This is a genomic window from Nonomuraea sp. SYSU D8015 (assembly GCF_008065375.1).
Taxonomy (GTDB): Bacteria; Actinomycetota; Actinomycetes; order Streptosporangiales; family Streptosporangiaceae; genus Nonomuraea.
In genome coordinates this window covers 174,456-196,076 of record NZ_VJYI01000001.1, presented here as the reverse complement: position 1 = coordinate 196,076, position 21,621 = coordinate 174,456, and the positions used below count along the sequence as shown (strand labels likewise).

Here is a 21,621-nt window from a genome sequence, read left to right as displayed (position 1 = left end):
CATGCGAATTATCGAGGTGACGAAGTTCGGCGGGCCCGAGGTGCTCGAGGTCCGCGAGGCGCCCGAGCCGGTGGCGGGTCCCGGGCAGGTGGTGATCGGGGTGTCGGCGGTGGACGTCATGTCCATCGACGCTCAGCTGCGGAGCGGGTGGGGGCGCGAGTGGTTCGACCATGAGCCGCCGTACGTGCCGGGCACCGGAGTGGCCGGGCGGGTGCTGTCGGCAGGTGACGGGGTCGACGCCGGGTGGGTGGGGCGGCGGGTGGCCGCGCTGGTGTCCGGCGGCGGGTACGCCGAGCAGGTCGCCGCCGATCTCGCGACCGTGGTGGCGGTGCCCGATGGGCTGCCCTCGTGGCGGGCGGCGGCGCTCATCCAAGTCGGACCGGCGGCGTTGAGCCTGGTCGAGGCGGCCGAGCTGGAGCACGGGACACGGGTGCTGGTCACCGGCGCCGGCGGGGCGCTGGGACTGGCGCTCGTACGGCTGGCGGCCGCGGCCGGGGCCCGCGTCACGGCCGCGGCGCACGGCACGGCCAAGCGCCGGGCCGCCCTCGAAGCGGGGGCGGCCGAGATGATCGACTACACGGCCCTGGCGCCGGGAACGCGGGACGGGTTCGACGTCGTGTTCGACGGGGCCGGCGCAAGCGTCGGCGGAGAGGCGTTCCGGATGGTGGAGCCGGGCGGGAGGTTCTTCGCCTTCGGGGCGCCGAGTGGTACCACGGCGGCGGTCACTCCGGCGGAGGCCGAGCGGCGGGGCGTGCGGCTGATCGGCATGGAGCAGGTCCAGTTCGCGCCGGCCGAGTTCAAGCGCCTGGCCGAGCGCACCATGGAGGAGGCGGCCGCGGGCAGGATGGCGACCGTGGTCGGTCTGGCGGTGCCGCTGGAGCGCGCCCACGAGGCACACGCCGCCCTGGCCGCCCGCGAGCTGGTCGGCAAGGCGGTCCTGCTGGTCACCGCGCAGGCCGTACGGTACCGGGCGTACGGCGGCCCGGAGGTACTGGAGCTGGAGGAGATCCCGATGCCCCAGCCGGGCCCCGGCCAGGTGCGGGTGGCGGTCAGGGCGGCCGGGGTGAACCCCATCGACTGGAAGATCCGCCGCGGCTTCATGGGCGCCCCGATCGTCGGCCCCCAGGGCACCGGGCTGGAGCTGGCGGGCACGATCGACGCGCTCGGCCCGGGCGTCGAGGAATGGCGGCTCGGGCAGCCGGTGTACGGCCGGGTCGCCTCCGGCGCGGCGGCCACGCACGCGATCGCCGACGCGGGCAACCTGAGGGCCAAGCCGGACGACCTCTCGTACGAGGAGGCCGCCGCGCTCCCCGTGGCGCTCGAGACCGCCCACCGCGCGCTGGGCCTGCTCGACCTGCGGAGCGGCCACACGCTGCTGATCCACGCGGTCGCGGGCGGCGTCGGCCTGGCCGCCGCGCAGCTCGCCCTGGCCCGCGGGGCCGAAGTGGTCGGCACCGCGAGCGAACGCCACCACGACGCCCTTCGCGGCCTCGGCATCCACCCGGTCGCCTACGGCGACGGCCTGGAGGAGCGCCTCCCCGGGCCGATCGACCGGGTCCTGGACGCTTCAGGACGGGGCGAGCTGGAGCTGTCGGTCAAGCTCACCGGCGACCCGGACAAGGTGATCACCATCGCGGACCGGGCCGGCGCGGCCCGCTTGGGGGTCCGGTTCTCCTCGGGAGGGGGATCCCTGGCCCTTCCCGCGGACGAGGGCATACGCGTGCCGGTCGCGGAGACGTTCCCCCTGGAGCGGACCGCCGACGCGCATCGCCGCAGCGAAGACGGCCATTTCCTGGGCAAGATCGTCATCAACGCGGAAGCGTCCTTGCCGCATTAGCGGGCACACTGGGCACCATGCTGGAAACCTCCGCCCGCCTGCTCAAGCTCCTGTCCCTGCTCCAGGCACACCGGGAGTGGTCCGGCCCCGAGCTGTCAGCCCGGCTCGGGGTCTCGACCAGGACGATCCGCAACGACATCGAGCGCCTGCGTTCCCTGGGCTACCCGGTGCACGCCACACCGGGCGTCGCGGGCGGCTACCGGCTGGGCGCGGGCGCCGCGCTGCCGCCGCTGCTGCTCGACGACGAGGAGGCCGTGGCCGTCGCGGTCGGGCTCGGCCGCGCGGCGGGCGGCGGCGTGGAGGGCATCGAGGAGACGTCGGTGCGCGCCCTGGCCAAGCTGGAGCAGGTGCTGCCGTCCCGGCTGCGCCGCCGGGTCAGCGCGCTCAACGCCTACACCGTCCAGATCCCCGGCCCTGCCGTCGGCAGCGCCCCGTCGGTGCCGCCGGAGGTGCTGACCACGATCGCGAACGCGGCCCGCGACCACGAGCGGCTCCGCTTCGACTACACCGGCCACGAGGGCGAGACGACCGTGCGCAACGTGGAGCCGCACCGCCTGGTGCACCGCCGTGGCCGCTGGTATCTCGTGGGGTACGACGTCGAGCGGCAGGACTGGCGCACGTTCCGGGTCGACCGGCTGCGGCCGCGCACGCCGTCCGGCCCCCGGTTCACCCCGCGCGAGCTGCCGGAGAACGGCGACGTGGCGGCGTACGTGGAGAAAGGCGTCAACACGGCGATGTGGCGCCACCGGGCCACGGTGCTGCTGCACGCCCCGGCCGAGCACGTGGCCGGGCTGCCGCTCGGGCTGGAGGCCGAGCCGGTGGACGAGGCGACGTGCCTGGTCAAGTTGGGCGGCGACGACCTGAACGGCATGGCCGTGTGGATCGGGTTCATCGGCGTGGACTTCGAGGTGCTCGACCCGCCGGAGCTGGCCGAGCACGTGTTGCGGCTGTCAGAGCGTTACCGGCGGGCGGTCAGCGGCCGGTAGGCGAACGGTCAGCGGGCGGGCGCAGGCTCGGTGGCATGACGAACATGACGCGTGTGGCCGGCAGCCGGGACGACTTCCAGCTCGTCCACCACCTCACCCTCACCGGCAGCCAGTTCGAGATCGGCAGGGCGCTGGCCGAGGAGGCCCGCAGGCTCGGCTGGTCGCCCATGCCGGTCGACCCGGTCGTGAGCCGGGCCCGCCGGACCTGGTTCGAGCGGCACTGGCCGCAGCACCACGCCCGCATGGACGGCGCGGCGGCGGCCCTCGGCCTCGACCCCGACCAGGACGACCTGGCCCTCGACAGCCTGAGCTACATCCCCGAGGGCTTCGGCTGCTCGGCCCTGTGGATTCCGCCGTCGGCCGCCGCGGACGGCCACGGCCGGGTGGGCCGCAACTACGACTTCTTCCCCACGACCACCAGCGAGATCATGGGCGGAACCCCGCGGCCCGGCGAGCTGCCGATGGCCTCGCGCCCCTACGTGATCACGACGGTGCCCGACGAGGGGCTCTCGTCGACCGTGATCACCATGAACGACCTCGACGGCTGCATGGACGGCATCAACTCGGCGGGCCTGGCGGTCATGCTGCTGGTGGCCGACTTCGAGAGCGCCGCGCCGCCGGAGAGCTTCGCGCCGCAGGTGGGGCTGGCCAGCGTGCAGCTGCCCAGGTTCCTGGTGGACACCTGCGAGAACGTCGACCAGGCCAAGCAGGCGCTGCTGGGCGCCAAGCACTACGACTTCGGCACGCCCCTGCACTACCTGGTGGCCGACGCCAACGGGCAGGCCTTCGTGTGGGAGCGCGGCAGGGACGGCAGCGAGCACGTCATCGACTTCGGCGACGGCCCGCTGTGCGTCACCAATCACCTGCTGCACCGCAACCCGGACCCGATGAACCTGCCGCAGGACAGTCCGGCGTCCTTCGGCACCTTCGCCCGGCTGCGCACGCTGTACGAGCGCAGCAAGGGCGCCACCATGTCGGGTCAGGACCTGCGGGACAGCCTGCGCGCGGTCGAGCAGGCCGAGGACCCCGCCGTGCCGTTCCGCACGCTGTGGAGCACCGTCTTCGACACCGCGGACCGCACCCTCTCCACCCGCTTCTACCTGGGCGAGGGCCGCCGCTACAGCGAGGAGCTGGTGTTCTCCGCGAGGTAGTCGGCGCGGACCTTGGAGCGCGACAGCTTGCCCGTGGGCGTGCGCGGCAGCGTCGAGCGGTATTCGACCACCTTCGGGTGCTTGAACCTGGCGATGCGCGGCCCGCAGTGCTCCAGCAGCTCGGCGGTGAGCTCGGGCCCCGGCTCGACCCCGCCGGCGGGCTGCACGAGCGCGACCACGTTGTGCCCCCACTCCGCGTCGGGCACCCCGATGACGGCCACGTCCGCCACCGCGGGGTGTTCGAGCAGCGCGGCCTCGATCTCGGCGGGGTAGATGTTGACGCCGCCGGAGACGATCAGGTCGGTACGCCGGTCGCACAGGAACAGGTAGCCGTCGGCGTCGAGGTAGCCGATGTCGCCCGGGGTGTACCACTCGCCGCGCATGCTGGCGGCCGTCTTCTCCGGGTCCTTGCGGTATTCGAACTTCCCGAGGCTGGACTTGACGTAGATCAGTCCGGGCTCGCCGGGCGGCAGCTCGTTGCCGTCCTCGTCGAGGATCTTGGCCTCGAACGTGGGCGCGGGCCGCCCCACCGTGCCCGGCCTGGCCAGCCATTCGTGCGGCTTGACCGCGAACGCGATCGCCGACTCGGTGGAGCCGTAGTACTCGTACAGCACCGGCCCCCACCAGTCCATGATCTGCTGCTTGACCGCGACCGGGCAGGCGGCGGCCGTGTGGATCACCTGGCGCAGGCTGGAGACGTCGTAGCGGGAGCGGACCTCCTCCGGCAGTTGCAGCATGCGGTGGAACATGGTGGGCACCATCATCGCGTTGGACACCCGGTGCCGCTCGATCAGCTCGAGGATCTTCACCGGCTCGAACCTGGGCGTGATCACCACCGTGTGCCCGAGGTGCAGCGCGAACTGGGTGTGCGCGCACGGCGCGGAGTGGTACATCGGCGAGGTCACGAGGTGCACCTCGGCGCCCGGTCGCAGGTCGACGACCTCGCCGAGGAACCACATGTAGAGCGGCACGATGGCCTCCGGCGCGGCGCCCGGCAGCGGCCGCTGCACCCCCTTGGGGAAGCCGGTGGTGCCGGAGGTGTACCACATGACCGCCCCGGAGGTGCGGTCCGCCGGCGCGTCCACGGGCTGCCCATCGGCCAGCCCGTCCGTGCCGATCTCCGCGCCGGGCACGGCGAAGTCGGGGCCGGTGACGACTACCTTGGCGTCGCAGTCCTTGAGGATGTACGCCACCTCGGACGCGGTCAGATGCCAGTTGATCGGCACGTAGTAGACGCCGATCTGCCCGGTCGCCATCAGCATGATCACCGCGTCGATCCCGTTGGGCAGGACGCCCGCCGCCACGTCGCCGGTGGCGAGCCCGCGGGCCCTGAGCCCGTGGGAGACCTGGTTGACCTTGGCGAGCAGCTGCCCGTACGTGGTGCGGGTGCCGTCGGAGTCGATCACGGCGAGGCGGTCGGGGTCGGCGGCGGCGATGGCGTAGAAACCGGGCGTCTCGCTCAGGTCCATTTACAGCTCCAGCAGTTGTGCGAGGCGGGCGCGGTGAAGACGGGGCGGGCCGAGCAGCACCTCGTCCGCCTTGGCTCGCTTGTAGAACAGGTGCGCGTCGTGTTCCCAGGTGTACCCGATGCCGCCGTGCAGCAGCAGGTGGTCGCGGGCCACCTCGAAGCAGGCGCGGCCGACGTACGCCTGGGCGAGCGCGGCGGCGCCGGGCAGCTCGTCCGGCGCCTCGTCGGCGGCCCAGGCCGCGTACCTGACGATGGACTCGGCCTGTTCGAGCTTGCAGTGCATGTCGGCGAGCTTGTGCTTCACCCCTTGATAAGAGCCGATATAGCGGCCGAACGCCACCCGGATCTTCGCGTAGGCGACGATGGCGTCCAGCGCCGCCCGCATCACGCCGAGCTGCTCGGCGGCCACCGCCACGCACAGCCGGTCTCCTATCCCGCTCTCGGGCTGCGGCCCGAGCACCCGGCACGGCGCCCCCTCCAGGACCACCCGCGCCTGGCCGCGCGTGACGTCGAGGGTTTCCAGCGGGGTTCTGCTGACGCCGGGCGCGCCGAGCTCGACGGCGACCATGACCATGCCGTCGCCGGTGCTCGCGGGCGCGACGAGCACGTCGGCCTCCATGCCGCTGAGCACCTGCGTCAGCGTGCCGCGCACGGTCGTGCCGTCGCAGGCGAGCTCGTGCTCGGTGAGCGTGGCCGCGACGCGGCCCTCGGCGATGCCGGAAAGGAGCTCTTTGTCGGGGGTCCTGGTGAGGGCGATCGCGGCGAACGCGGTGGCGAGGAACGGTCCCGGCAGCAGGGCCGCGCCCGTCTCCTCCAGCGCGACCGCCAGCTCGGCCATGCCCGCGCCCGCGCCGCCGTACTCCTCGGGGACGATCAGGCCCGACAGGCCCAGCTCACCGTTGAGCCGGGCGTAGACCTGCGGGTCGTAGCCGTGGCGGACCTTGGGCAGCGGCGAGGCGGCGCGCAGGAAGGACCGTACGGACTCGCGCAGCTGTTGCTGTTCCTGGCTGAGTACGAGCTTCACGCCTGGGTCCCCACCTTCAGGTCCTTGAACGGCACGGTCTTGTCCACGCGCGGCTCGGGCGGCAGGCCGAGCACGCGGTCCCCGATGATGTTGCGCATGATCTCGTTGGTGCCGCCGCCCAGCGCGAAGCCCGGGGCCAGGGAGATCGCCTGCGCGAGCGGGTGGCCGGCCACCACGGACTCGGGGCCGACGAGCTGTGTGGCCAGGTCGGCCTGGAACAACGTGAGCTCGGCCAGCAGCAGCTTGGCGGCGCTGCCCCGGGCGCCGGGGAAGATCCCGGCCTCGGTCTCCTGGGCCAGCCGCTGGTTGAACAGCGCGAGCGCGCGGCTGCGGATGTGCAGCTCGACGAGTTGGTCGCGGACCAGCGGGTCGCTCGTGTCGACCGCCTGGCGCAGCGCCTCCAGCGAGGCCGGGTTGTCCTTCTGCCCGCCCATGCCGACCCCGGCCGAGATCGACAGCCGTTCGTGCAGCAGCGTCGTGACGGCCACGCTCCAGCCGTCGTCGACCTCGCCCACGCGGTGCTCGTCGGGGATCGTCACATTGTCGAAGAAGACCTCGTTGAAGTTGGCCCTGCCCGACATGTCCTTGAGCGGCCGGACGGTCACGCCCGGGTGGTGCATGTCCACCACGAACATGGTCAGCCCCTTGTGCTTGGGCACGTCCACGTTCGTGCGGGCCAGCAGCAGGCCCCAGTCGGCGTACTGAGCGATCGAGGTCCACACCTTCTGGCCGTTGACCACCCAGTGGTCGCCGTCGCGGACGGCCCTGGTCTGCAGGCTGGCCACGTCGCTGCCCGCGCCCGGCTCGGAGAACAGCTGGCACCAGATCTCCTCGCCGCGCAGCAGCGGCCGGATGAAGCGCTCGCGCTGCTCGTCGGTGCCCCGGTCGAGGACGGTCGGGCCGGTCATGCCGAGGCCGATCGAGAAGACGTACGTGGGCAGGGTGAAGTGGCGCGCCTCGGCGGCGAACGCGCGTTCCTCCGCCTCCGTCAGCCCCTGGCCGCCCCACCGCGCGGGCCAGGTGATGCCGGAGTAGCCGGCGTCGTAGAACCTGGCCATGAACTCCTTGGCCCGGGCGAGGTCGCCTGCCTCGGGACGGTCGCCGGCCTGGGCGTTCTCCTCCAGCCAGGCACGGGCGGCACGCCGATACTCAGCAAGGTTCACGTCGTCTCCTTCGTATCAGTGCTCACTTACTCTAATCAGGCGGCCGCATCACGCATAGAGCATGGCGTTCGTACTACGGATGCCGGCCCGAAAGGACTGACGAGGGCGAATAGCGGGTACTGAAACGTTTTCGGCCCTTTCTAAACCCCAGGGGCCCCACCGTTACCATGATCACGGTAAGTGTCGAGAGGAGATCCGGTCACGTCCGGTTCGTTCCAGGAATGACAAGAAGTAGAAGTTTCATCATTGTGAAATGAGTTACCCGTTGTGACATCAGGTTTCAGCCGATTACGGCGTGAGGATCTCCTCAAGACGGCCTGCGAGGTGATCGCGGAGCAGGGGTTCGGCCACACCAGGACCATCGACATCGCCAGAGCCGCAGGCGTCAGCCAGGCCTTGCTCTTCTACCACTTCGAGAACAAGGAACGGCTGTTCGCGCAGGCCTTCGCGTACGCGGCCCGCCTCCACCTGGACGCGCTCGGCGACGTCGAGCGATCCGCGGGCACGCCGCTCGAGCGGCTGCGCAGCCTGCTGAGGCTCTGCTCACCGGCGACCCCCACCGAGGGCTGGCGCCTGTGGATCGACGCGTGGGCGGAGGCGATGCGCAGCCCGGAGCTGGAGGAGCTCTCGCGCCGGATCGACACGCAGGGCCGCCTGCTGCTGCGCGCGATCATCGAGGCCGGCGTGGAGTGCGGCGAGTTCGACTGCGCCGATCCCGACTCGGCGGCCTGGCGCATCTTCGCGCTCATCGACGGGCTCGCGATCCAGACGCACGTGCATCCCAAGGCGCTGTCGCGGCGCAAGGCCAACATGCTCATCCGCACGGCGGCGGCGAACGAGCTCGGGATGTCCGCCGAAAAGCTGTGACCCCACTCTTCCCGAGTTATTGGACGCTTCGTACAATTACTTGGCGAGGAGAGGAGGGCACGCGATGACACCCGCACCGAGCTCTACCGCCGCCAGGGAAAGCGACGAGCAGGTCGCGAGCCGCAGCGCCTACGAAGCGGTCATCCAACGCCTCTCGAAGGCGTCGGTCGACAAGCACTGGGAGCCGTACCGGGACATCCCGTGGGATGACCCGGAGTTCCTCGTCGATCCGGCCGACCCGCGCTGGGAGCTGCCCGAGGTCGACAAGCTGGGCGGCCATCCGTGGTACCAGAGCCGGCCGCCCGAGGTGCGGGCGGAGATCGGGCTGTGGCGGGTGGCCACCGCCATGAAGATCGGGCTGCAGTTCGAGAACCTGCTCAAACGCGGCCTGCTCAACTACGCCTACCGGCTGCCGAACGGGGCGCCGGAGTTCCGGTACGTCTATCACGAGACCATCGAAGAGGGACATCACGGGATGATGTTCCAGGAGTTCGTGAACCGTACGGGGCTGCCGATCCGCGGCATGCCGGGGCCGCTGTCGCTGATCGCCCAGGTCGCGCCGTGGATCCCGCTGATCTCGACCGAGCTGTTCTTCGTGTTCGTGCTCGGCGGCGAGGACCCGATCGACCACGTGCAGCGCAAGGTGCTCAAAGACGGGCGGGCCCACCATCCGCTGGAAGAGACGATCATGCGCATCCACATCGCGGAGGAGGCCAGGCACATCTCCTTCGCCCGGCACTACCTGCGTAACCGGGTGCCGCGGATGCCCGCGTACCGGCGGCTCATGCTCGGCGTCGCGGCGCCGATCATCCTCGGCGTGATGGCCCGCATCATGCTGGCGCCGCCCGGGGCGATGATCAGGCATTTCCGGATCCCCGCGAAGGTGGTGTCCGAGGTCTACCTCCGCAACGCGGCCGCCAAGCAGGAGCTTCGCGACTCGGTCGGCAAGACCCGCGAGCTCTGCGCCGAGCTGGGGCTGGTCAACCCGCTCACCCGGCGCGTCTGGCGGGCCATGGGCATCTGGGCCTAGCTTTCGGGGCGCCTGGCGATCAGCACCTCGGTCACCGTCACGTGCTCCCACCTGCCTGACGGGTTGCTCTGCAGGAGCGCGTTCCTGGTCGTCTCGGTGAAGGCCGTCAGCCGGTCCGCGAGGCGGGCGGGCGTGCTGAAGGAGAAGGACAGCTGCAGGCCGATCACCTCGTCGACGTCGTGGGTCAGGCGCCGCTCGTACTCGGTCGAGTCCAGGTCGGAGAAGGGCGAGGTGGCCAGCACGTCGTGATGGTGCTCGCCGCTCACCTGGTAGGAGTTGGTGGCCGTCATCTCTCCCAGGCCGAACTCCGCGCGTACCCGCCGCATCACCGGCTCCCAGGGATCCTCGCCGGGGTCGCGCCCCGGGCCGACGAGCGCGACGACGCCGTCCGGCGGGAGCAGCTCGTCCAGCTCGGCCAGCACGGTGCGGCGGTCCATCCAATGGAACGACCTGCCCATGACGACGTGGTCGAACGGCGGCAGCTCGCGCAGCGTCGTGGAGTCGCCGCGGAGCCAGCGGATGTTCGGCGCGTCCGCCGCCAGGCGCCCGCCCTCGGCGAGCATCTCCTCGTCCGGGTCGACGGCCACGACCTCGCGCACGTGCCGCGCCAGCGGGATCGCCACCGTTCCCGGGCCGCAGCCGAGGTCCAGCACGCTGCTGTCCTGCCCGAACGTCCTGGCCAGGTGCTCGATCGCCGCGTCGCCGTGGTCGGCGCGGTATCTGGCGTAATACGGCGCCGCGCCGCCGAACAGGTCTGTCATGGGTGGCACCATATACGGGTTCGGGACATGTTCTACGGAGGGTTTGAGCTTTGAGGCGGCTACTGACGGTCCTGCTGCTCGCCTGCGCCGCGGTGGGGATCGCCCCTCCCCCCGGCGCCCAGGCGCACAACGTGCTGATCGGCAGCGACCCGAAGGACGGGGCCGTGCTGGCGGCCTCGCCGGCGCGGGTGACGCTGGTGTTCGACCAGGCGGTGCGCCAGGGGTACGCGCAGGTGGAGGTCACGGGGGCGGACGGGTCCGCGTGGGCCGACGGGGGCGCCGTCGTGGCGGCCGAGCGGGTGTCGGTGAAGGTCAAGCCGCTGCGGGCGGGAGGGGCGTACGTGGTGGGGTACCGGATCCTGTCGGCCGACGGGCACCCGGTGACCGGGAAGATCACCTTCAGCCTGGCCGCGGACGCCTCCGGGGTCACCGCGGGCGAGGCCGCACAGGGCTCCAGCGCGGAGGCCGCGGAGGCGGCGGCCAACGGCGGGGCCGGCATGGCCGTGGTCTGGATCGTCGGCGCCCTGCTGCTCCTGGCCGGGGGCACCGCGGTCGCCCTCCGCCGCTCCACCCCGGCCTCCCCCGCCACCGCCGTGACCAGCGCACCCGCCCCTGACACAGACCCCGCCCCAACGCCGGATCCGGCCGGTCCGCGCTCCGGCACGGCGCTCAGCACCGCCGGCGGGCCGGTCACGATGGCGGGCCCGCCCAGCGCCAGTGACACGACCGCCCGGCATGGCGGCGGAGGCACCGCGACGCCCGTCGCAACCGGCGCACCCGCCATGACACACGACCTCCGCACCGCACCCCATTCGGCCGGCACCCGTGACGCGGGCATCGGGCACGGCGGCGCAGCAGGAGCGAGCGGTGGCCGGGCAGCGGAGGACGAGGCGCCCGGACATGCGGGGGCGTTCGACGAGGTGACCGGTGTGCCGCGCTCCGAGGCCGAGGGGGCGCGTTCGTGAGCGTCAGCGCTCCTGCTCTCCCCCGGCAGCGCCTCGGCGGGCGGCTCGTGGCCGGCGCGTTCGGGGTGTGCGCGGTCGTCTCCGCCGTGACCGCGAGCACGCTCACGGCCCAGGAGTCCGTACCCGGCATCCCCATGCCGAGCCCCATCGTGGCGATCGGCCTGCCCATCGTCCGGGTCCTGCTCGACGTGGCGGCCGTGGCCGTGGTCGGGCTGAGCCTGCTGCCCAAGCTGCTCGGTTTCGACGACCCCGACCGCACCGAGCCGGTCCTGCTCAGGGTGCGCCCGCTGGCCGTGATCGCCGCCTGGGCGTGGGCGGTCTGCGCGCTGCTCACCATCGTGTTCCAGACGGCCGAGCTGAATCCCGGTGCCGGCGTGCCGACGTTCGGGATGATCGCCGCTTATGTCGGGAATGTCGGCACGGGCCAGGGCCTGCTGTTCAGCGCGGCGTGCGCGCTCGCGGCGGCCGGCATCGGGCTGATGGCGGTGCGGTTCGGAGAGAAGGTGCCGGCCGAGCTGCGGGTGATCGTGGCGTTGTTCGGGCTGCTGCCGATCCCGGTCACCGGCCACGCCGTGAACTCGGTCTGGCACGACCCGATCATGGTCTCGATGGAGATCCACGTGATGGGCGCGGCGGCGTGGACGGGCGGGCTGGTGGCGACGGCCGTGTTCGTGGCGCCCCACAAGGACCTGCTGGCCCGGGTGCTGCCGAAGTTCTCCAGGATGGCCACGGTCTGCCTGCTCCTGGTGTGCCTGTCGGGCCTGGGCACGGGGCTGGGCACGATGGCGCTGACGCCGGGCGTGACGCTGCCCGGCGCGATCGTGACCAGCCCGTACGGATTGCTGGTCGTGGTCAAGACGGCGCTGGTGGCGCTGCTGGTGCCGCTGGCCGCGCACATCCGTTTCCGTCTGCTGCCCGCCGTACGCCGGGGCCGGGCCACCGCCCTGGTGGGATGGGCGGCGGCCGAGGTGGCGGTCATGGGCCTGGCCTACGGGGTGGCGGTGGCGATCACCCGCGCCTCGATCGGCTGAAGGTCGCGCCTGCCCGCGACCCACTCGACGGCCAGCCAGGCGGCCAGCAGCCCCAGGCCGGCCCACACGGCGGACGACGTGGCCAGAGGAGGGGCGCCCAGCAGTCCCTCGTGGCCGATGAGGGCGCCGTACACCACACCCATGATCGCGCTCTGCGCGACCAGCGCGCCGTACGCGACGGCGGTGGCGCCGGCGGCCCCGAGCACGGCGCGCGCCACCGGCATGCGCACCAGGAACGCGGCGTCCACCAGCAGCCCGGCCACCACGAGGAAGAACGGCACCGCCGACGGCGGGAACCCGGTCAACGTCAGCAGCGGCCAGACCAGCGTCCTGAAGCCGACGTACGCGGCCGCCACGAGGGTGGCCGCCCCGAACCTGCCGATCAGCAGCCGCGCCACCACCAGCACCGACAGCCCGGCGACGACGGCGTAGACGGGGTAGAGGAAGTCCGGCACCGGCAGCGCGAAGCCGGTCATCATGGTCCGGTCCACCGGGCGACCCATCTGGTCGGCCGCGAACTGGAGCAGGATCGGCTCGGCGTAGGTGGCCCCGTTGTCCCAGGCGCCAATCGACAGGATGCCGTATTCCTGGTGCTGCTCGGGGAAGTGCACGGTCTCCAGGAGGAAGGCGAGGAACGCGCCCAGCACGACCGTGCGCTCGCGCCCCGGCGGCGCCCCCATGAACCAGCCGCGGATCACGCCGACGATCATGAAGAACGTTCCAACGTAGAGCATGATGTGCGACGGGCTCCACGAGGTGATGTCGAGCCCGTTGACGCGGTGGTTGATCAGGTCGAGCGGGACGGCGACCAGGAAGATCCCGGTGCCCCACTGGATCAGCCGGAGCGCGGCCTTGTCGACGCCGTAACCGGTGTAGCCGTGGATGATCGTCAGCGCGACGGCGAGGGCCGTGCCGGCGGAGTTGAGCAGGTGCGGCGGGGCCAGGTCGTCGCGCAGCCACTTGAAGTGCCACGAGACGTCCCAGGCCGAGCCGAGCAGCTTGAGCGTGAGCGCCGCCAGCCATCCGAAATAGAGCACCCTGAACAGGTCTTGCGGCGTCTCGCGCCCCGCCTGGCCCCGGGTCCAGTAGGGCAAGGCCCAGTCCGCGGCCTTCTTTATCGATGCTGGAGACTTCACGGGAGAGAATCTTACGGTTCCCTGGCGGGAACGCCATCGGCGAACGCCCGCAGGGAGTACATGAGCGGCACCCTGGGGGCGCCCTCCGGCGCGCGGTAGCCCGTGTCGTCCTGGGACAGCGTGGCGAAGCGGCGGAAGAGCGTGTGGTCGTGCTCGTGCAGGAACTCCAGCCGCAGGCCCGCCGCCGTCACCGCGCTGACGACCTCGCCGAGGCCGTGCTGGTACTGCAGGGTCATCATGGGCTCGGCCAGCTTCCCACCGGTGTAGGTGTAGGCCTCCTCCCAGAGGTGCGGACCCTTGGTGAAGTAGTCGAGGGTGACGGTGGTGCCGGTCTCGTCGTCCAGGGTGTCGGCGAACGGGTGGAATTCGGCGAGGTAGAGGAATCCGCCCGGCTTCAGGAGCGCGGCGACCGTTTCCGCCCAGCGGGTGACGTCGGGCAGCCAGACCAGGGCGCCGATGCCGGTGTAGACGATGTCGTACGTCTCGCCGAGCGCCTCGGCGGCGTCGTACACGTCGGCGGTGACGAAGCGCGCCGGGATGCCGCAGTCGGCGGCGATGGCCCTGGCCTGCGTGATGGCGGCGTCGGAGAAGTCGAGACCGGTCACCTCGGCGCCGAGCCTGGCCCATGAGAGCGTGTCCAGGCCGATGTGGCACTGCAGGTGCGCCAGGCGGCGGCCGGACACGTCGCCCACCTCCGCCACCTCGAACGGCCTGAGGAGGCTCCGGCCGCTCGCCTTGAAGCCCTCGACGTCGTAGAAGTCACTGGCGACGTGGATCGGGACGCGTGCGTTCCAGTTGGCCCGGTTCGTCGTCAAATAGTCCATGGCGCCCGAGCCTAAGGTGGGCTTGATCGTGCCGCATTCGCTTTTTCGGCCGGCTTGGTGAGCGCTCTCTGGGCGGCTTGGCGAGCGCTTTATGGGCGGCTTGGTGAGCGGCGCCTTGTGAGGCGTACGGGGAGGTGCTTGAGGCCGTTCTGGAAGTTCGACGTGAGCCTTTGGGGGGCGCCCGCGAGCTCGACGTCCCAAGCCAGCAGTTCCCTGAAGATCGAGCGCATCTGGGCGCGGGCCAGGTGGGCGCCGATGCAGAAGTGCGGGCCGAAGCCGAAGCTGACGTGGTCGTTCGGGGTGCGTGCGATGTCGAAGCGGTCGGGGTCGGGGAAGACGGACGGGTCGCGGTTGGCGGAGACGTGGTAGACGACCACCTTGTCGCCCGCGCGGATGTCGTGGCCGCCCAGGGTGAGGTCGCGCGTGGCCGTGCGGCGGAAGTGCATGACCGGCGGCCAGAAGCGGAGCATCTCCTCGATGGCGGAGTCGAGCAGGGAGGGGTCGTCGCGGAGGCGGGCCAGCTCGGCGGGGTGCTGGAGGAGCGTGAGGAGGCCGCCCGGGATGCCGTTGCGGACGGTCTCGTTGCCTGCGACGGCGAAGAGAGAGAACATGTTCTCGAATTCCTCCACGGTCAGGCCGCCCTTCCTCATGGCCGCCATGAGGGATTCGTCGTCGGCGGGGGCCTCGGCGAGGTCGTGCGCATAGGCGAACACGTCGGCCAGCGCCGCCCTGGAGCGCGGATTCGTCCCGGGCTCGAGCCTGGGCCTCAGCGCGACGGCGCGGCGGCCCATCGGGGTGAGGGACTCCACGTCGGCCGTCGAGAGGTCGGCGTGGTCGGCGTCCTGGTAGCCGATGACCCGCGACGCCCAGTCGTACAGCAGCCGCCTGTCCTGCTCCGGGAAGCCCATGACGTGGGCCAGCGTCCACACGGGCAGGTCGGCGGTCATCTCCACGAAGTCGCACTCGCCCTGCGCGAACAGCGCCGCCGCGCGTTCGGCGATCGTCCGCTCCAGCGCCCGCACGGCGCGCGGCGTGAAGGCCGCCGCCACGATCTTGCGCAGCCTGGCGTGGTCGGGCGCGTCCATGTTGACCATCATGTTCTGGACGAAGGCCAGGTCGGCGGGGGTGTCGAAGTCGCGGAGCTGGGTGGCGCCGAGGTGGGAGGAGAAGTCTTCCGTGTTGCGCAGGACCTGCTTGACGTCGGCGTGCCTGAAGACGGCCCAGTAGCCCGGGCCCTCACGCCACGGGCCGATGGCGGGCTCGGGGATCCAGCAGACGGGGGTCTCGCGCCTCAGATGGGCCAGCAGGTCGTACGGCACGGCTTCCGCGTAGGTGGACGGCAGGAACACCTCCACTGCTGCCTGGTGGACCGTCACCTGAGCCTCCTTGCCTCGTCGGGCATACGTCAAGATCGCGTCCTCGCGTACGATATTGACCTTTGCGCAGTCCGCAGGCAAGCGCCCGGGCACCGTCGTCCACAGGCGAGAGCGGCCTCCGCCGGGTTGTCCACAGGACCGGTGCTCGTGGCGTCGCCGGGAGGGCCGGGCGTGCATGATGAGCGCGTGACTCCAGCAGACGCGCGGGCGATGCTCCGTGACCGGTTCGCCTTCCGGCTCCCGCAGGGCGACGGCACCAGGCACCACGCGGGCGATCCCGACGTGAGCGCCGTCTCAGAGATTTCTCAGGTGCGGAAAGTAAGCTCCCCGTCATGAAGCGTGTGGCCGCACTGGTAGCGGCACTTGCCCTCATCGGGGTGACGACGTGGCTGGTGTGGCCGTCGGCTCCCGAGGTGCGGGGCCAGGACCAGAGAATAACCGTCGTCGACGGGCCCGCCGACGACCAACGGGTGGAGCTCGACACGACGTTCTTCCCACCGCCGGATGGCGGGAAGGCGCCTGCCGTGTTGATCGCCCACGGTTTCGGCGGCAGCAAGCAGAGCGTCAGGCAGCAGGCGATCCGCGTCGCCCAGGACGGCTACGCGGTGCTGACCTGGTCGGCGCGCGGCTTCGGCCGCTCGACCGGCGAGATCGCGCTCAACTCCCCCGACTACGAGGTCAAGGACGTCAAGCAGCTCATCGACTGGCTGGCCAAGCGTCCCGAGGTCCGGCTCGACGCCGCGAACGACCCGCGCGTGGGCATCGTGGGCGGCTCGTACGGCGGCGCCATCGCCCTGATGACGGCCGCCCACGACCAGCGGGTCGACGCGATCGTGCCGCAGATCACGTGGTCCGACCTGGCCGACGCGCTCTTCCCCAACGCCGCCACCCAGACCCCCACGGCCACGACGGCCCAGAGCAACGGCACCACCGGCCAGAGCACGGAGGGCGGCACCGGCACCACCGCCCAAGGCGCGGGGAGCGCCGCCGGCACCGGCCAAGGGCCTGAGAGCGGCGTGTTCAAGCGCATGTGGGCAGGCATCTTCTTCGGGCAGGGCGTCTCCCTGGACAGCTTCGCGCTGGGCCAGCGGCAGGCGGCGGCCGCGCCGCTGACGCCCGAGCAGGCGCGGTGCGGCAGGTTCCTGCCCGCGATCTGCGACATCTACCAGAAGGTCGCCAAGGACGGCCGGGCCACGCCCGAGGCCGTCGCACTACTCCGCAAGTCGAGCCCGATCACCGTGGCCGACCGGATCAAGGCGCCCACGCTGCTCCTCCAGGGCCAGCGCGACTCGCTGTTCCCGCTGAGCCACGCCGACGCCAACGCCAAGGCCATCGCCGCCGACGGCACCCCGGTCAGCCTGGCCTGGTTCGACGGCGGCCACGACGGCGGCAACGGCGAGGCCGACTGGCTGTTCGAGCAGTCCTCGGCCTGGTTCGCCCGCTACCTGAAGGGTGACGGCTCGGCTCAGACCGCCCCGCCGGTCAGCGCCTTCACCGTGACGCGTGACGGCGGCCGCGACCCCGGCACCCGCCAGCGCATCCGCCTGCACCCGGAGGCCGCCTCCTACCCCGGCCTCGCGGGCACCGACACCACCACCGTGGAGCTGACCGGCCCCGAGCAGAACATCGTCAACCCGCCCGGCGGCGCCCCCGCCTCGATCTCGACGGTGCCCGGCATCGGCGGCCTGCTGGGCGGCCAGAACACCGGCGGCGTGTCGATCGACATGCCGGGGCAGAGCGCCGCCTTCGAGTCCCGGCCGCTCACCGCCCCGCTCCAGCTCACCGGCAGCACCACAGTCAAGATCAAGGTGACGGGCAAGGGTGAGGCGACGCTGTTCGCCAAGCTCTACGACGTGGCCGACAGCATGCAGCCGCCGACCTTGCCCGCCGGGCTGGTGGCGCCGATCCGAGTGACGATCCCCGAGGGCGCGGGCAGCGTCGAGGCCACGGTCACCCTGCCCGCCGTCGACCATCGCTTCGCCGTCGGCCACCGGCTCCGCCTGGTGGTGGCCACGACGGACATGGGGTTCGCGACGCCTGTCGAGCCTGCCACGTACCAGGTGTCGTTGGCCTCCCCCACGCTCTCCGTCCCGACGGTGCGCACACTGGCGGCCCCGCCGACCGGGGTGGCGTGGTGGGTGTGGGCGATGCCGCTGACCGCCGTGGTGATCGCCGCCGTCCTGCTGGCGACGGGCCGCACCTCGACCCTCGCGCTCTCCGGCGCCCGGACCCGCCGCCGGACCGTCGCATCCGGCGTGGAGGGAGACGGCCGCCAGTCCGTACCGGCCGCAGCAGGCAACGGCCAGACGCACGGCATCCCCGCCTTCACGCCTAACGGCGACGCCGCCGGCTTGAACGCCCCGAGCCCGAACGGCGAGGCACACGACGTTCCCGCCTCCACGGTCTCGGACGGCAAGTCGTCGGACGATGAGTCCGTCGACGCCGTGAACGGTCACGCGAGCGACGTGCCCGGGGGTGCGGCGAGCGGCGATGGGGAGTCGTCGGATGAGTCCTCGGCCGTCACCCCGTCCTCCGGCGAGGAGTCCCGGGACGCGGCCGTCCGGAACGGCCATCTCGTGGCCAATGGCGTGATACGCGAGCCGGGCAACCCGGAGGTGGCGGCGCAGGCGGCGAGTGGCGAGCCGGTGCCGTTGGAGATCAGAGGGCTGACGAAGGCGTACCGGAACGGGGAGCTGGCCGTCGACGGCCTGTCGTTCCGGGTCGAGCAGGGCCAGGTGCTGGGCCTGCTCGGGCCGAACGGCGCCGGCAAGACGACCACGATGCGGATGATGATGGGCCTCATCCGGCCGGACGACGGCGAGATCCTGATCTTCGGCGACCGCGTCACACCGGGCGCGCCCGTGCTGTCCAGGCTCGGCTCGTTCGTCGAAGGGCCCGGATTCCTGCCGCACCTGTCCGGAAGGGACAACATCGAGCTTTACTGGGCCGCCACCGGACGCCCGGCCGCCGACGCCCATTTCGACGAGGCGCTGGAGATCGCGGGCCTGGGCAAGGCGCTGGAGCGCGCCGTACGCACCTACTCGCAGGGCATGCGGCAGCGGCTGGCCATCGCGCAGGCCATGCTCGGGCTGCCGGACCTGCTCGTGCTCGACGAACCCACGAACGGTCTCGACCCACCCCAGATCAGGGAGATGCGCGAGGTGCTCAAGCGCTACGCGCGCGACGGCCGTACCGTGATCGTCTCCAGTCACATGCTCGCCGAGGTGGAGCAGACCTGCAGCCACGTCGTGGTCATGCACCGGGGCCGGCTGGTCTCCACCGGGCCGGTGTCGCAACTGCTCACCTCCGCCTCCGCCTCCGCCGCCGCGTCCACCGGCAACGGGCACGGGCCGCGGCTGGAAGACGTCTTCCTCGACCTCATCGGAGACAAGTCATGACGGCCGCGACCGGCTACGTGCCCCGCCGTACGCTCCCGCTGCGCGTGGAGATCATCAGGCAGTTCAAGCGGCGGCGGACGATGGTCATGTTCGGGCTGCTGCTGGCGCTGCCGTGGATCCTGGTGATCGCGTTCCAGTTCGGGCCGCAGGGCAGCGGGCAGACGCAGACGGCGCTGCGCATCTCCGACCTCGCGACGGAGAGCGGGCTCAACTTCGCCGCCTTCGCCCTGTCGGTGTCGGCCAGCTTCCTGCTGGTGGTGGCGGTCGCGCTGTTCTGCGGTGACACCGTGGCCAGCGAGGCCAACTGGTCGTCGCTGCGCTACCTGCTGGCCGCGCCGATCCCCCGCGACCGGCTGCTGCGGCAGAAGCTGATCGTGGCGCTCGGCTACTCGGCGGCGGCCGTGATCTGCCTGCCGCTGATGGCGCTGCTGGCGGGCACGCTGGCGTTCGGGTGGAACGACATCCAGGTGCCCGGCACGGGCGAGACGATCCCGGCGCTCGACGTGCTGCCGCGCTTCGGCATCGTGATCGGGTACGCCCTGGTCAGCCAGCTCGTCGTGGCCGCGCTGGCCTTCCTGATCTCCACCCTCACCGACTCGCCGTTGGGCGCGGTCGGCGGGGCGGTCGGGCTCTGGATCGTGTGCAACATCCTGCAGGCGGTCGAGGCGCTGGGGGTGCTGCGCGAGTTCCTGCCCACGTTCTGGAACAACGCCTGGCTCGACGCTCTGGCGCCGGAGCTCGACTGGAGCGGCATGGCCAAGGGCGCCTCGGTGTCAATTACGTACGCGGCCCTATTGATCGCGGTGGCATTCCGCCGCTTCAGGCGCAAGGACGTGGTGAGCTAGCGGAGCCTCGATCCAGAGCCGCGACGGTCCGGCCCGTGAGACGACCGTCCTGAACGGCCGGTCGGTCCGTGCCGGAAGTACGGGCAGCTTCCGTACCCGCAGTACGGCCCGTTCAGGGCGGCGAGTCCGCCGGGGCTCCGAGTACGACCCGTTCAGGGCGGCGGGTCAGCCCCGAACCCGAAGTACGGCCAGGTTCGGGGGGCCGGGTGCGGCCGTCCTGAGCGGCGGATCGTCCAGGCCTCGAGTATGGCCCGTTCAGGGCGGCGGGCCATGTCCCGGTCAGATGGTGTGGAGACCTGACGGTCGCATATGCGTGGGTATGCGGGTTCAGGTGGGGAGGCTTCCGTAGGCGGCCAGGACGATGCCGAGGGCGCGGTCGTCGACGAGTCCGCCGTCGTCGATCATCTGATTCATCGCGTACGCCACCGTCATGCGGGCGTCGAAGTCGACGAAGACCAGGGAGCCGCCCCACCCGCCCCAGTAGCACGCGCGGCGGTCGCCCTGGATGGCGTACCCCATGCCGTACCGCATCCGGGTGCCCAGGTAGCGGTCCGTGCCGTGGTGCTGTTCCTCCAGGGCGCGTTCGCAACCGGCCGGGGACAGCAGGCGGACGCCGCCGAGCGTTCCGCCGCAGGCCAGGACCGACTGGATGGCGGCGACCGAGCGGGCGTTGCCGTGACCGTTGGCGGCCGGGATCTCGGCGCGCCGCCAGCCGGTGGTGTTCGCGTCCGCGGCCTGGATCTCGGGGTGGAACGGCTCGTCCGGCCGGCGGGAGCCTGCTGGGGCGGAGGGCGGGATGACCGGGGCGACGCGGTGGTCGTGCTCGGCGGGCAGGCCGATGTGGAAGTCGGCGCCCAGCGGCCCGGCGACCTCCTCGGCGAAGAAGGTGCCCAGGGTGCGGCCGGTGATGCGGCGGACGACCTCGCCGATCAGGTATCCCTGGGTGAGCACGTGGTAGCCGCTCTCGGTGCCCGGCTCCCAGCGTGGCGTCTGCGCGGCCAGCCGTGCCGTGGCCTTCTCCCAGTCGTACAGGTCCTCGACCGTCATGGGCGCGTCGAAGGTCGGCAGGCCCGCGGTGTGGGAGAGGACGTGCCGGATCTGGACGCGGTCCTTTCCCTCGGCGGCGAACTCGGGCCAGTACGCGGCCACGGGGGCGGTCAGGTCGAGCTCCCCGCGGTCGGCGAGGATCAGTGCGCACAGCGCCGTCATGGGCTTGGTGGTGGACCAGACGTTGGTGATGGTGTCGCGCTGCCAGGGGATGGTGCGTTCGGCGTCGGCGTAGCCGCCCCAGAGGTCGACGACCCGCTCGCCGTCCACGTACACCGCAGCCGAGGCGCCACCCACGGCGTCGTCGCTGTCGAGGGAGGACGCCAGCATCTCGCGTACCTCGCCGAAACGTTCGTCGCAGGTGCCGTGGAGCTCAGCCATGGGACGGAACCTAGCCCGGCTCCTCCTGGCCGTGCCACAGATTAATGACGTGCCGGATTAATGACGTGCCGGACGGCCTGACGCACCCAAGATCCAGGACGGGCGTGGCGGGCGTGTGCGGACACGTAATCGGCGCGCTGGCGGTGGCGGTCGCTGGGGGTGGCGAAGGCGGTGGCTGTGGCGGCGGACATGGTGGCGGACATGGTGGCGGACGTGGCGGAGGAGGGGGCGGCTGTGGTGGCGATGGCGGTGGCCATGGCGCATCCAGAAGGCCAGCCCAGCCGCCATCCCGGCGTTCGTTTCGCGGTGGTGCCGGAGGAAGGCGACATGT

The 21,621-nt window shown here is 71.7% G+C and carries 19 protein-coding genes; 10 read left to right on the top strand and 9 right to left on the bottom strand.

Features of this window, described 5'->3' with window-relative positions; genetic code table 11:
* Position 1 precedes the first annotated feature (1 nt).
* From ID574_RS02765 to ID574_RS02755, 3 genes are read left to right on the top strand one after another with little or no spacing between them, the layout of a single operon-like run.
* The gene (locus ID574_RS02765; RefSeq protein ID WP_188187160.1) at positions 2 to 1,837 is read left to right on the top strand and encodes a zinc-binding dehydrogenase; all 1,836 of its coding nucleotides are present in this window, start codon (positions 2 to 4) and stop codon (positions 1,835 to 1,837) included.
* 17 nt (positions 1,838 to 1,854) lie between these two features.
* A complete protein-coding gene (locus tag ID574_RS02760) occupies positions 1,855 to 2,823 on the top strand; it encodes a helix-turn-helix transcriptional regulator (RefSeq protein WP_188187159.1) in 969 nt (322 codons plus the stop codon).
* Positions 2,824 to 2,858: 35 nt separating this feature from the next.
* Positions 2,859 to 3,974, top strand: a complete 1,116-nt coding sequence (locus tag ID574_RS02755) for a C45 family autoproteolytic acyltransferase/hydrolase (RefSeq protein ID WP_223166303.1) — start codon at positions 2,859 to 2,861, stop codon at positions 3,972 to 3,974.
* On the opposite strand, the gene ID574_RS02750 is transcribed toward ID574_RS02755, so the two are convergent.
* From ID574_RS02750 to ID574_RS02740, 3 genes are read right to left on the bottom strand one after another with little or no spacing between them, the layout of a single operon-like run.
* The gene (locus ID574_RS02750) at positions 3,941 to 5,443 is read right to left on the bottom strand and encodes an AMP-binding protein (RefSeq protein ID WP_188187158.1); all 1,503 of its coding nucleotides are present in this window, start codon (positions 5,441 to 5,443) and stop codon (positions 3,941 to 3,943) included. The two genes, ID574_RS02755 and ID574_RS02750, sit on opposite strands and share 34 nt — an antisense overlap.
* Positions 5,444 to 6,466 (bottom strand): acyl-CoA dehydrogenase family protein, encoded by a 1,023-nt coding sequence (locus tag ID574_RS02745; RefSeq protein WP_188187157.1) that lies wholly within the window; start codon positions 6,464 to 6,466, stop codon positions 5,444 to 5,446.
* Positions 6,463 to 7,629 (bottom strand): acyl-CoA dehydrogenase family protein, encoded by a 1,167-nt coding sequence (locus tag ID574_RS02740; RefSeq protein WP_188187156.1) that lies wholly within the window; start codon positions 7,627 to 7,629, stop codon positions 6,463 to 6,465. The genes ID574_RS02745 and ID574_RS02740 overlap by 4 nt, the downstream gene beginning before the upstream one ends.
* 267 nt (positions 7,630 to 7,896) lie before the next feature.
* On the opposite strand from ID574_RS02740, the gene ID574_RS02735 reads away from it, so the two are divergent.
* Together ID574_RS02735 and ID574_RS02730 are read left to right on the top strand one after the other, a co-directional pair.
* Positions 7,897 to 8,496: a TetR/AcrR family transcriptional regulator gene (locus ID574_RS02735; RefSeq protein ID WP_188187155.1), complete on the top strand. Its 600-nt coding sequence runs from the start codon at positions 7,897 to 7,899 to the stop codon at positions 8,494 to 8,496.
* Between the two features lie 64 nt (positions 8,497 to 8,560).
* Positions 8,561 to 9,526 carry an AurF N-oxygenase family protein gene (locus ID574_RS02730; RefSeq protein ID WP_188187154.1) on the top strand — a complete coding sequence of 322 codons (966 nt, stop codon included), beginning with the start codon at positions 8,561 to 8,563 and terminating at the stop codon, positions 9,524 to 9,526.
* Here the strand turns inward: ID574_RS02730 and ID574_RS02725 are convergent.
* On the bottom strand, positions 9,523 to 10,287 hold the full coding sequence (locus ID574_RS02725; RefSeq protein WP_188187153.1) for a class I SAM-dependent methyltransferase: 765 nt from the start codon (positions 10,285 to 10,287) through the stop codon (positions 9,523 to 9,525). The genes ID574_RS02730 and ID574_RS02725 overlap by 4 nt on opposite strands.
* Before the next feature lie 50 nt (positions 10,288 to 10,337).
* Between ID574_RS02725 and ID574_RS59390 the strand changes: the two genes are divergently transcribed.
* Complete coding sequence (locus ID574_RS59390; protein WP_223166302.1) at positions 10,338 to 11,252, top strand: copper resistance CopC family protein; 915 nt, start codon at positions 10,338 to 10,340, stop codon at positions 11,250 to 11,252.
* On the top strand, positions 11,249 to 12,283 hold the full coding sequence (locus ID574_RS02715) for a copper resistance D family protein (protein ID WP_188187152.1): 1,035 nt from the start codon (positions 11,249 to 11,251) through the stop codon (positions 12,281 to 12,283). Before ID574_RS59390 ends, ID574_RS02715 begins: the two co-directional genes overlap by 4 nt.
* Here ID574_RS02715 and ID574_RS02710 read toward each other — a convergent pair.
* From ID574_RS02710 to ID574_RS02700, 3 genes are all read right to left on the bottom strand, one after another.
* Positions 12,241 to 13,419: a hypothetical protein gene (locus ID574_RS02710; RefSeq protein WP_223166301.1), complete on the bottom strand. Its 1,179-nt coding sequence runs from the start codon at positions 13,417 to 13,419 to the stop codon at positions 12,241 to 12,243. The two genes, ID574_RS02715 and ID574_RS02710, sit on opposite strands and share 43 nt — an antisense overlap.
* 11 nt (positions 13,420 to 13,430) lie before the next feature.
* Complete coding sequence (locus ID574_RS02705) at positions 13,431 to 14,243, bottom strand: class I SAM-dependent methyltransferase (protein WP_188187151.1); 813 nt, start codon at positions 14,241 to 14,243, stop codon at positions 13,431 to 13,433.
* An 89-nt stretch (positions 14,244 to 14,332) separates the two neighbouring features.
* On the bottom strand, positions 14,333 to 15,619 hold the full coding sequence (locus ID574_RS02700; protein WP_223166300.1) for a cytochrome P450: 1,287 nt from the start codon (positions 15,617 to 15,619) through the stop codon (positions 14,333 to 14,335).
* Between the two features lie 186 nt (positions 15,620 to 15,805).
* Between ID574_RS02700 and ID574_RS02695 the strand changes: the two genes are divergently transcribed.
* The 3 genes from ID574_RS02695 to ID574_RS02680 are packed head-to-tail and all read left to right on the top strand — an operon-like array spanning position 15,806 to position 19,862.
* Positions 15,806 to 15,955 (top strand): hypothetical protein, encoded by a 150-nt coding sequence (locus ID574_RS02695; RefSeq protein WP_188188382.1) that lies wholly within the window; start codon positions 15,806 to 15,808, stop codon positions 15,953 to 15,955.
* On the top strand, positions 15,952 to 19,017 hold the full coding sequence (locus ID574_RS59385; RefSeq protein WP_223166299.1) for an alpha/beta fold hydrolase: 3,066 nt from the start codon (positions 15,952 to 15,954) through the stop codon (positions 19,015 to 19,017). Before ID574_RS02695 ends, ID574_RS59385 begins: the two co-directional genes overlap by 4 nt.
* Positions 19,014 to 19,862, top strand: a complete 849-nt coding sequence (locus ID574_RS02680) for an ABC transporter permease (RefSeq protein WP_188187150.1) — start codon at positions 19,014 to 19,016, stop codon at positions 19,860 to 19,862. The genes ID574_RS59385 and ID574_RS02680 overlap by 4 nt, the downstream gene beginning before the upstream one ends.
* A gap of 327 nt (positions 19,863 to 20,189) precedes the next feature.
* Here ID574_RS02680 and ID574_RS02675 read toward each other — a convergent pair whose 3' ends face one another.
* Entirely contained in the window at positions 20,190 to 21,290 is a 1,101-nt protein-coding gene (locus tag ID574_RS02675; protein WP_188187149.1) for a serine hydrolase domain-containing protein, read from the bottom strand.
* 41 nt (positions 21,291 to 21,331) lie between these two features.
* The gene (locus ID574_RS02670; protein WP_188187148.1) at positions 21,332 to 21,547 is read right to left on the bottom strand and encodes a hypothetical protein; all 216 of its coding nucleotides are present in this window, start codon (positions 21,545 to 21,547) and stop codon (positions 21,332 to 21,334) included.
* Between the last annotated feature and the right edge of the window lie 74 nt (positions 21,548 to 21,621).

What these genes read in the sequence shown, in the direction of transcription:
- ID574_RS02760 (WP_188187159.1), top strand. Translation starts at nt 1,855, where the DNA reads ATGCTGGAAACCTCCGCCCGCCTGCTCAAGCTCCTGTCCCTGCTCCAG.
- ID574_RS02725 (WP_188187153.1), bottom strand. Translation starts at nt 10,287, where the DNA reads ATGACAGACCTGTTCGGCGGCGCGGCGCCGTATTACGCCAGATACCGC.
- ID574_RS02730 (WP_188187154.1), top strand. Translation starts at nt 8,561, where the DNA reads ATGACACCCGCACCGAGCTCTACCGCCGCCAGGGAAAGCGACGAGCAG.
- ID574_RS02765 (WP_188187160.1), top strand. Translation starts at nt 2, where the DNA reads ATGCGAATTATCGAGGTGACGAAGTTCGGCGGGCCCGAGGTGCTCGAG.
- ID574_RS02755 (WP_223166303.1), top strand. Translation starts at nt 2,859, where the DNA reads ATGACGAACATGACGCGTGTGGCCGGCAGCCGGGACGACTTCCAGCTC.
- ID574_RS02705 (WP_188187151.1), bottom strand. Translation starts at nt 14,243, where the DNA reads ATGGACTATTTGACGACGAACCGGGCCAACTGGAACGCACGCGTCCCG.
- ID574_RS02680 (WP_188187150.1), top strand. Translation starts at nt 19,014, where the DNA reads ATGACGGCCGCGACCGGCTACGTGCCCCGCCGTACGCTCCCGCTGCGC.
- ID574_RS02675 (WP_188187149.1), bottom strand. Translation starts at nt 21,290, where the DNA reads ATGGCTGAGCTCCACGGCACCTGCGACGAACGTTTCGGCGAGGTACGC.
- ID574_RS02750 (WP_188187158.1), bottom strand. Translation starts at nt 5,443, where the DNA reads ATGGACCTGAGCGAGACGCCCGGTTTCTACGCCATCGCCGCCGCCGAC.
- ID574_RS02670 (WP_188187148.1), bottom strand. Translation starts at nt 21,547, where the DNA reads ATGGCCACCGCCATCGCCACCACAGCCGCCCCCTCCTCCGCCACGTCC.
- ID574_RS59385 (WP_223166299.1), top strand. Translation starts at nt 15,952, where the DNA reads ATGAAGCGTGTGGCCGCACTGGTAGCGGCACTTGCCCTCATCGGGGTG.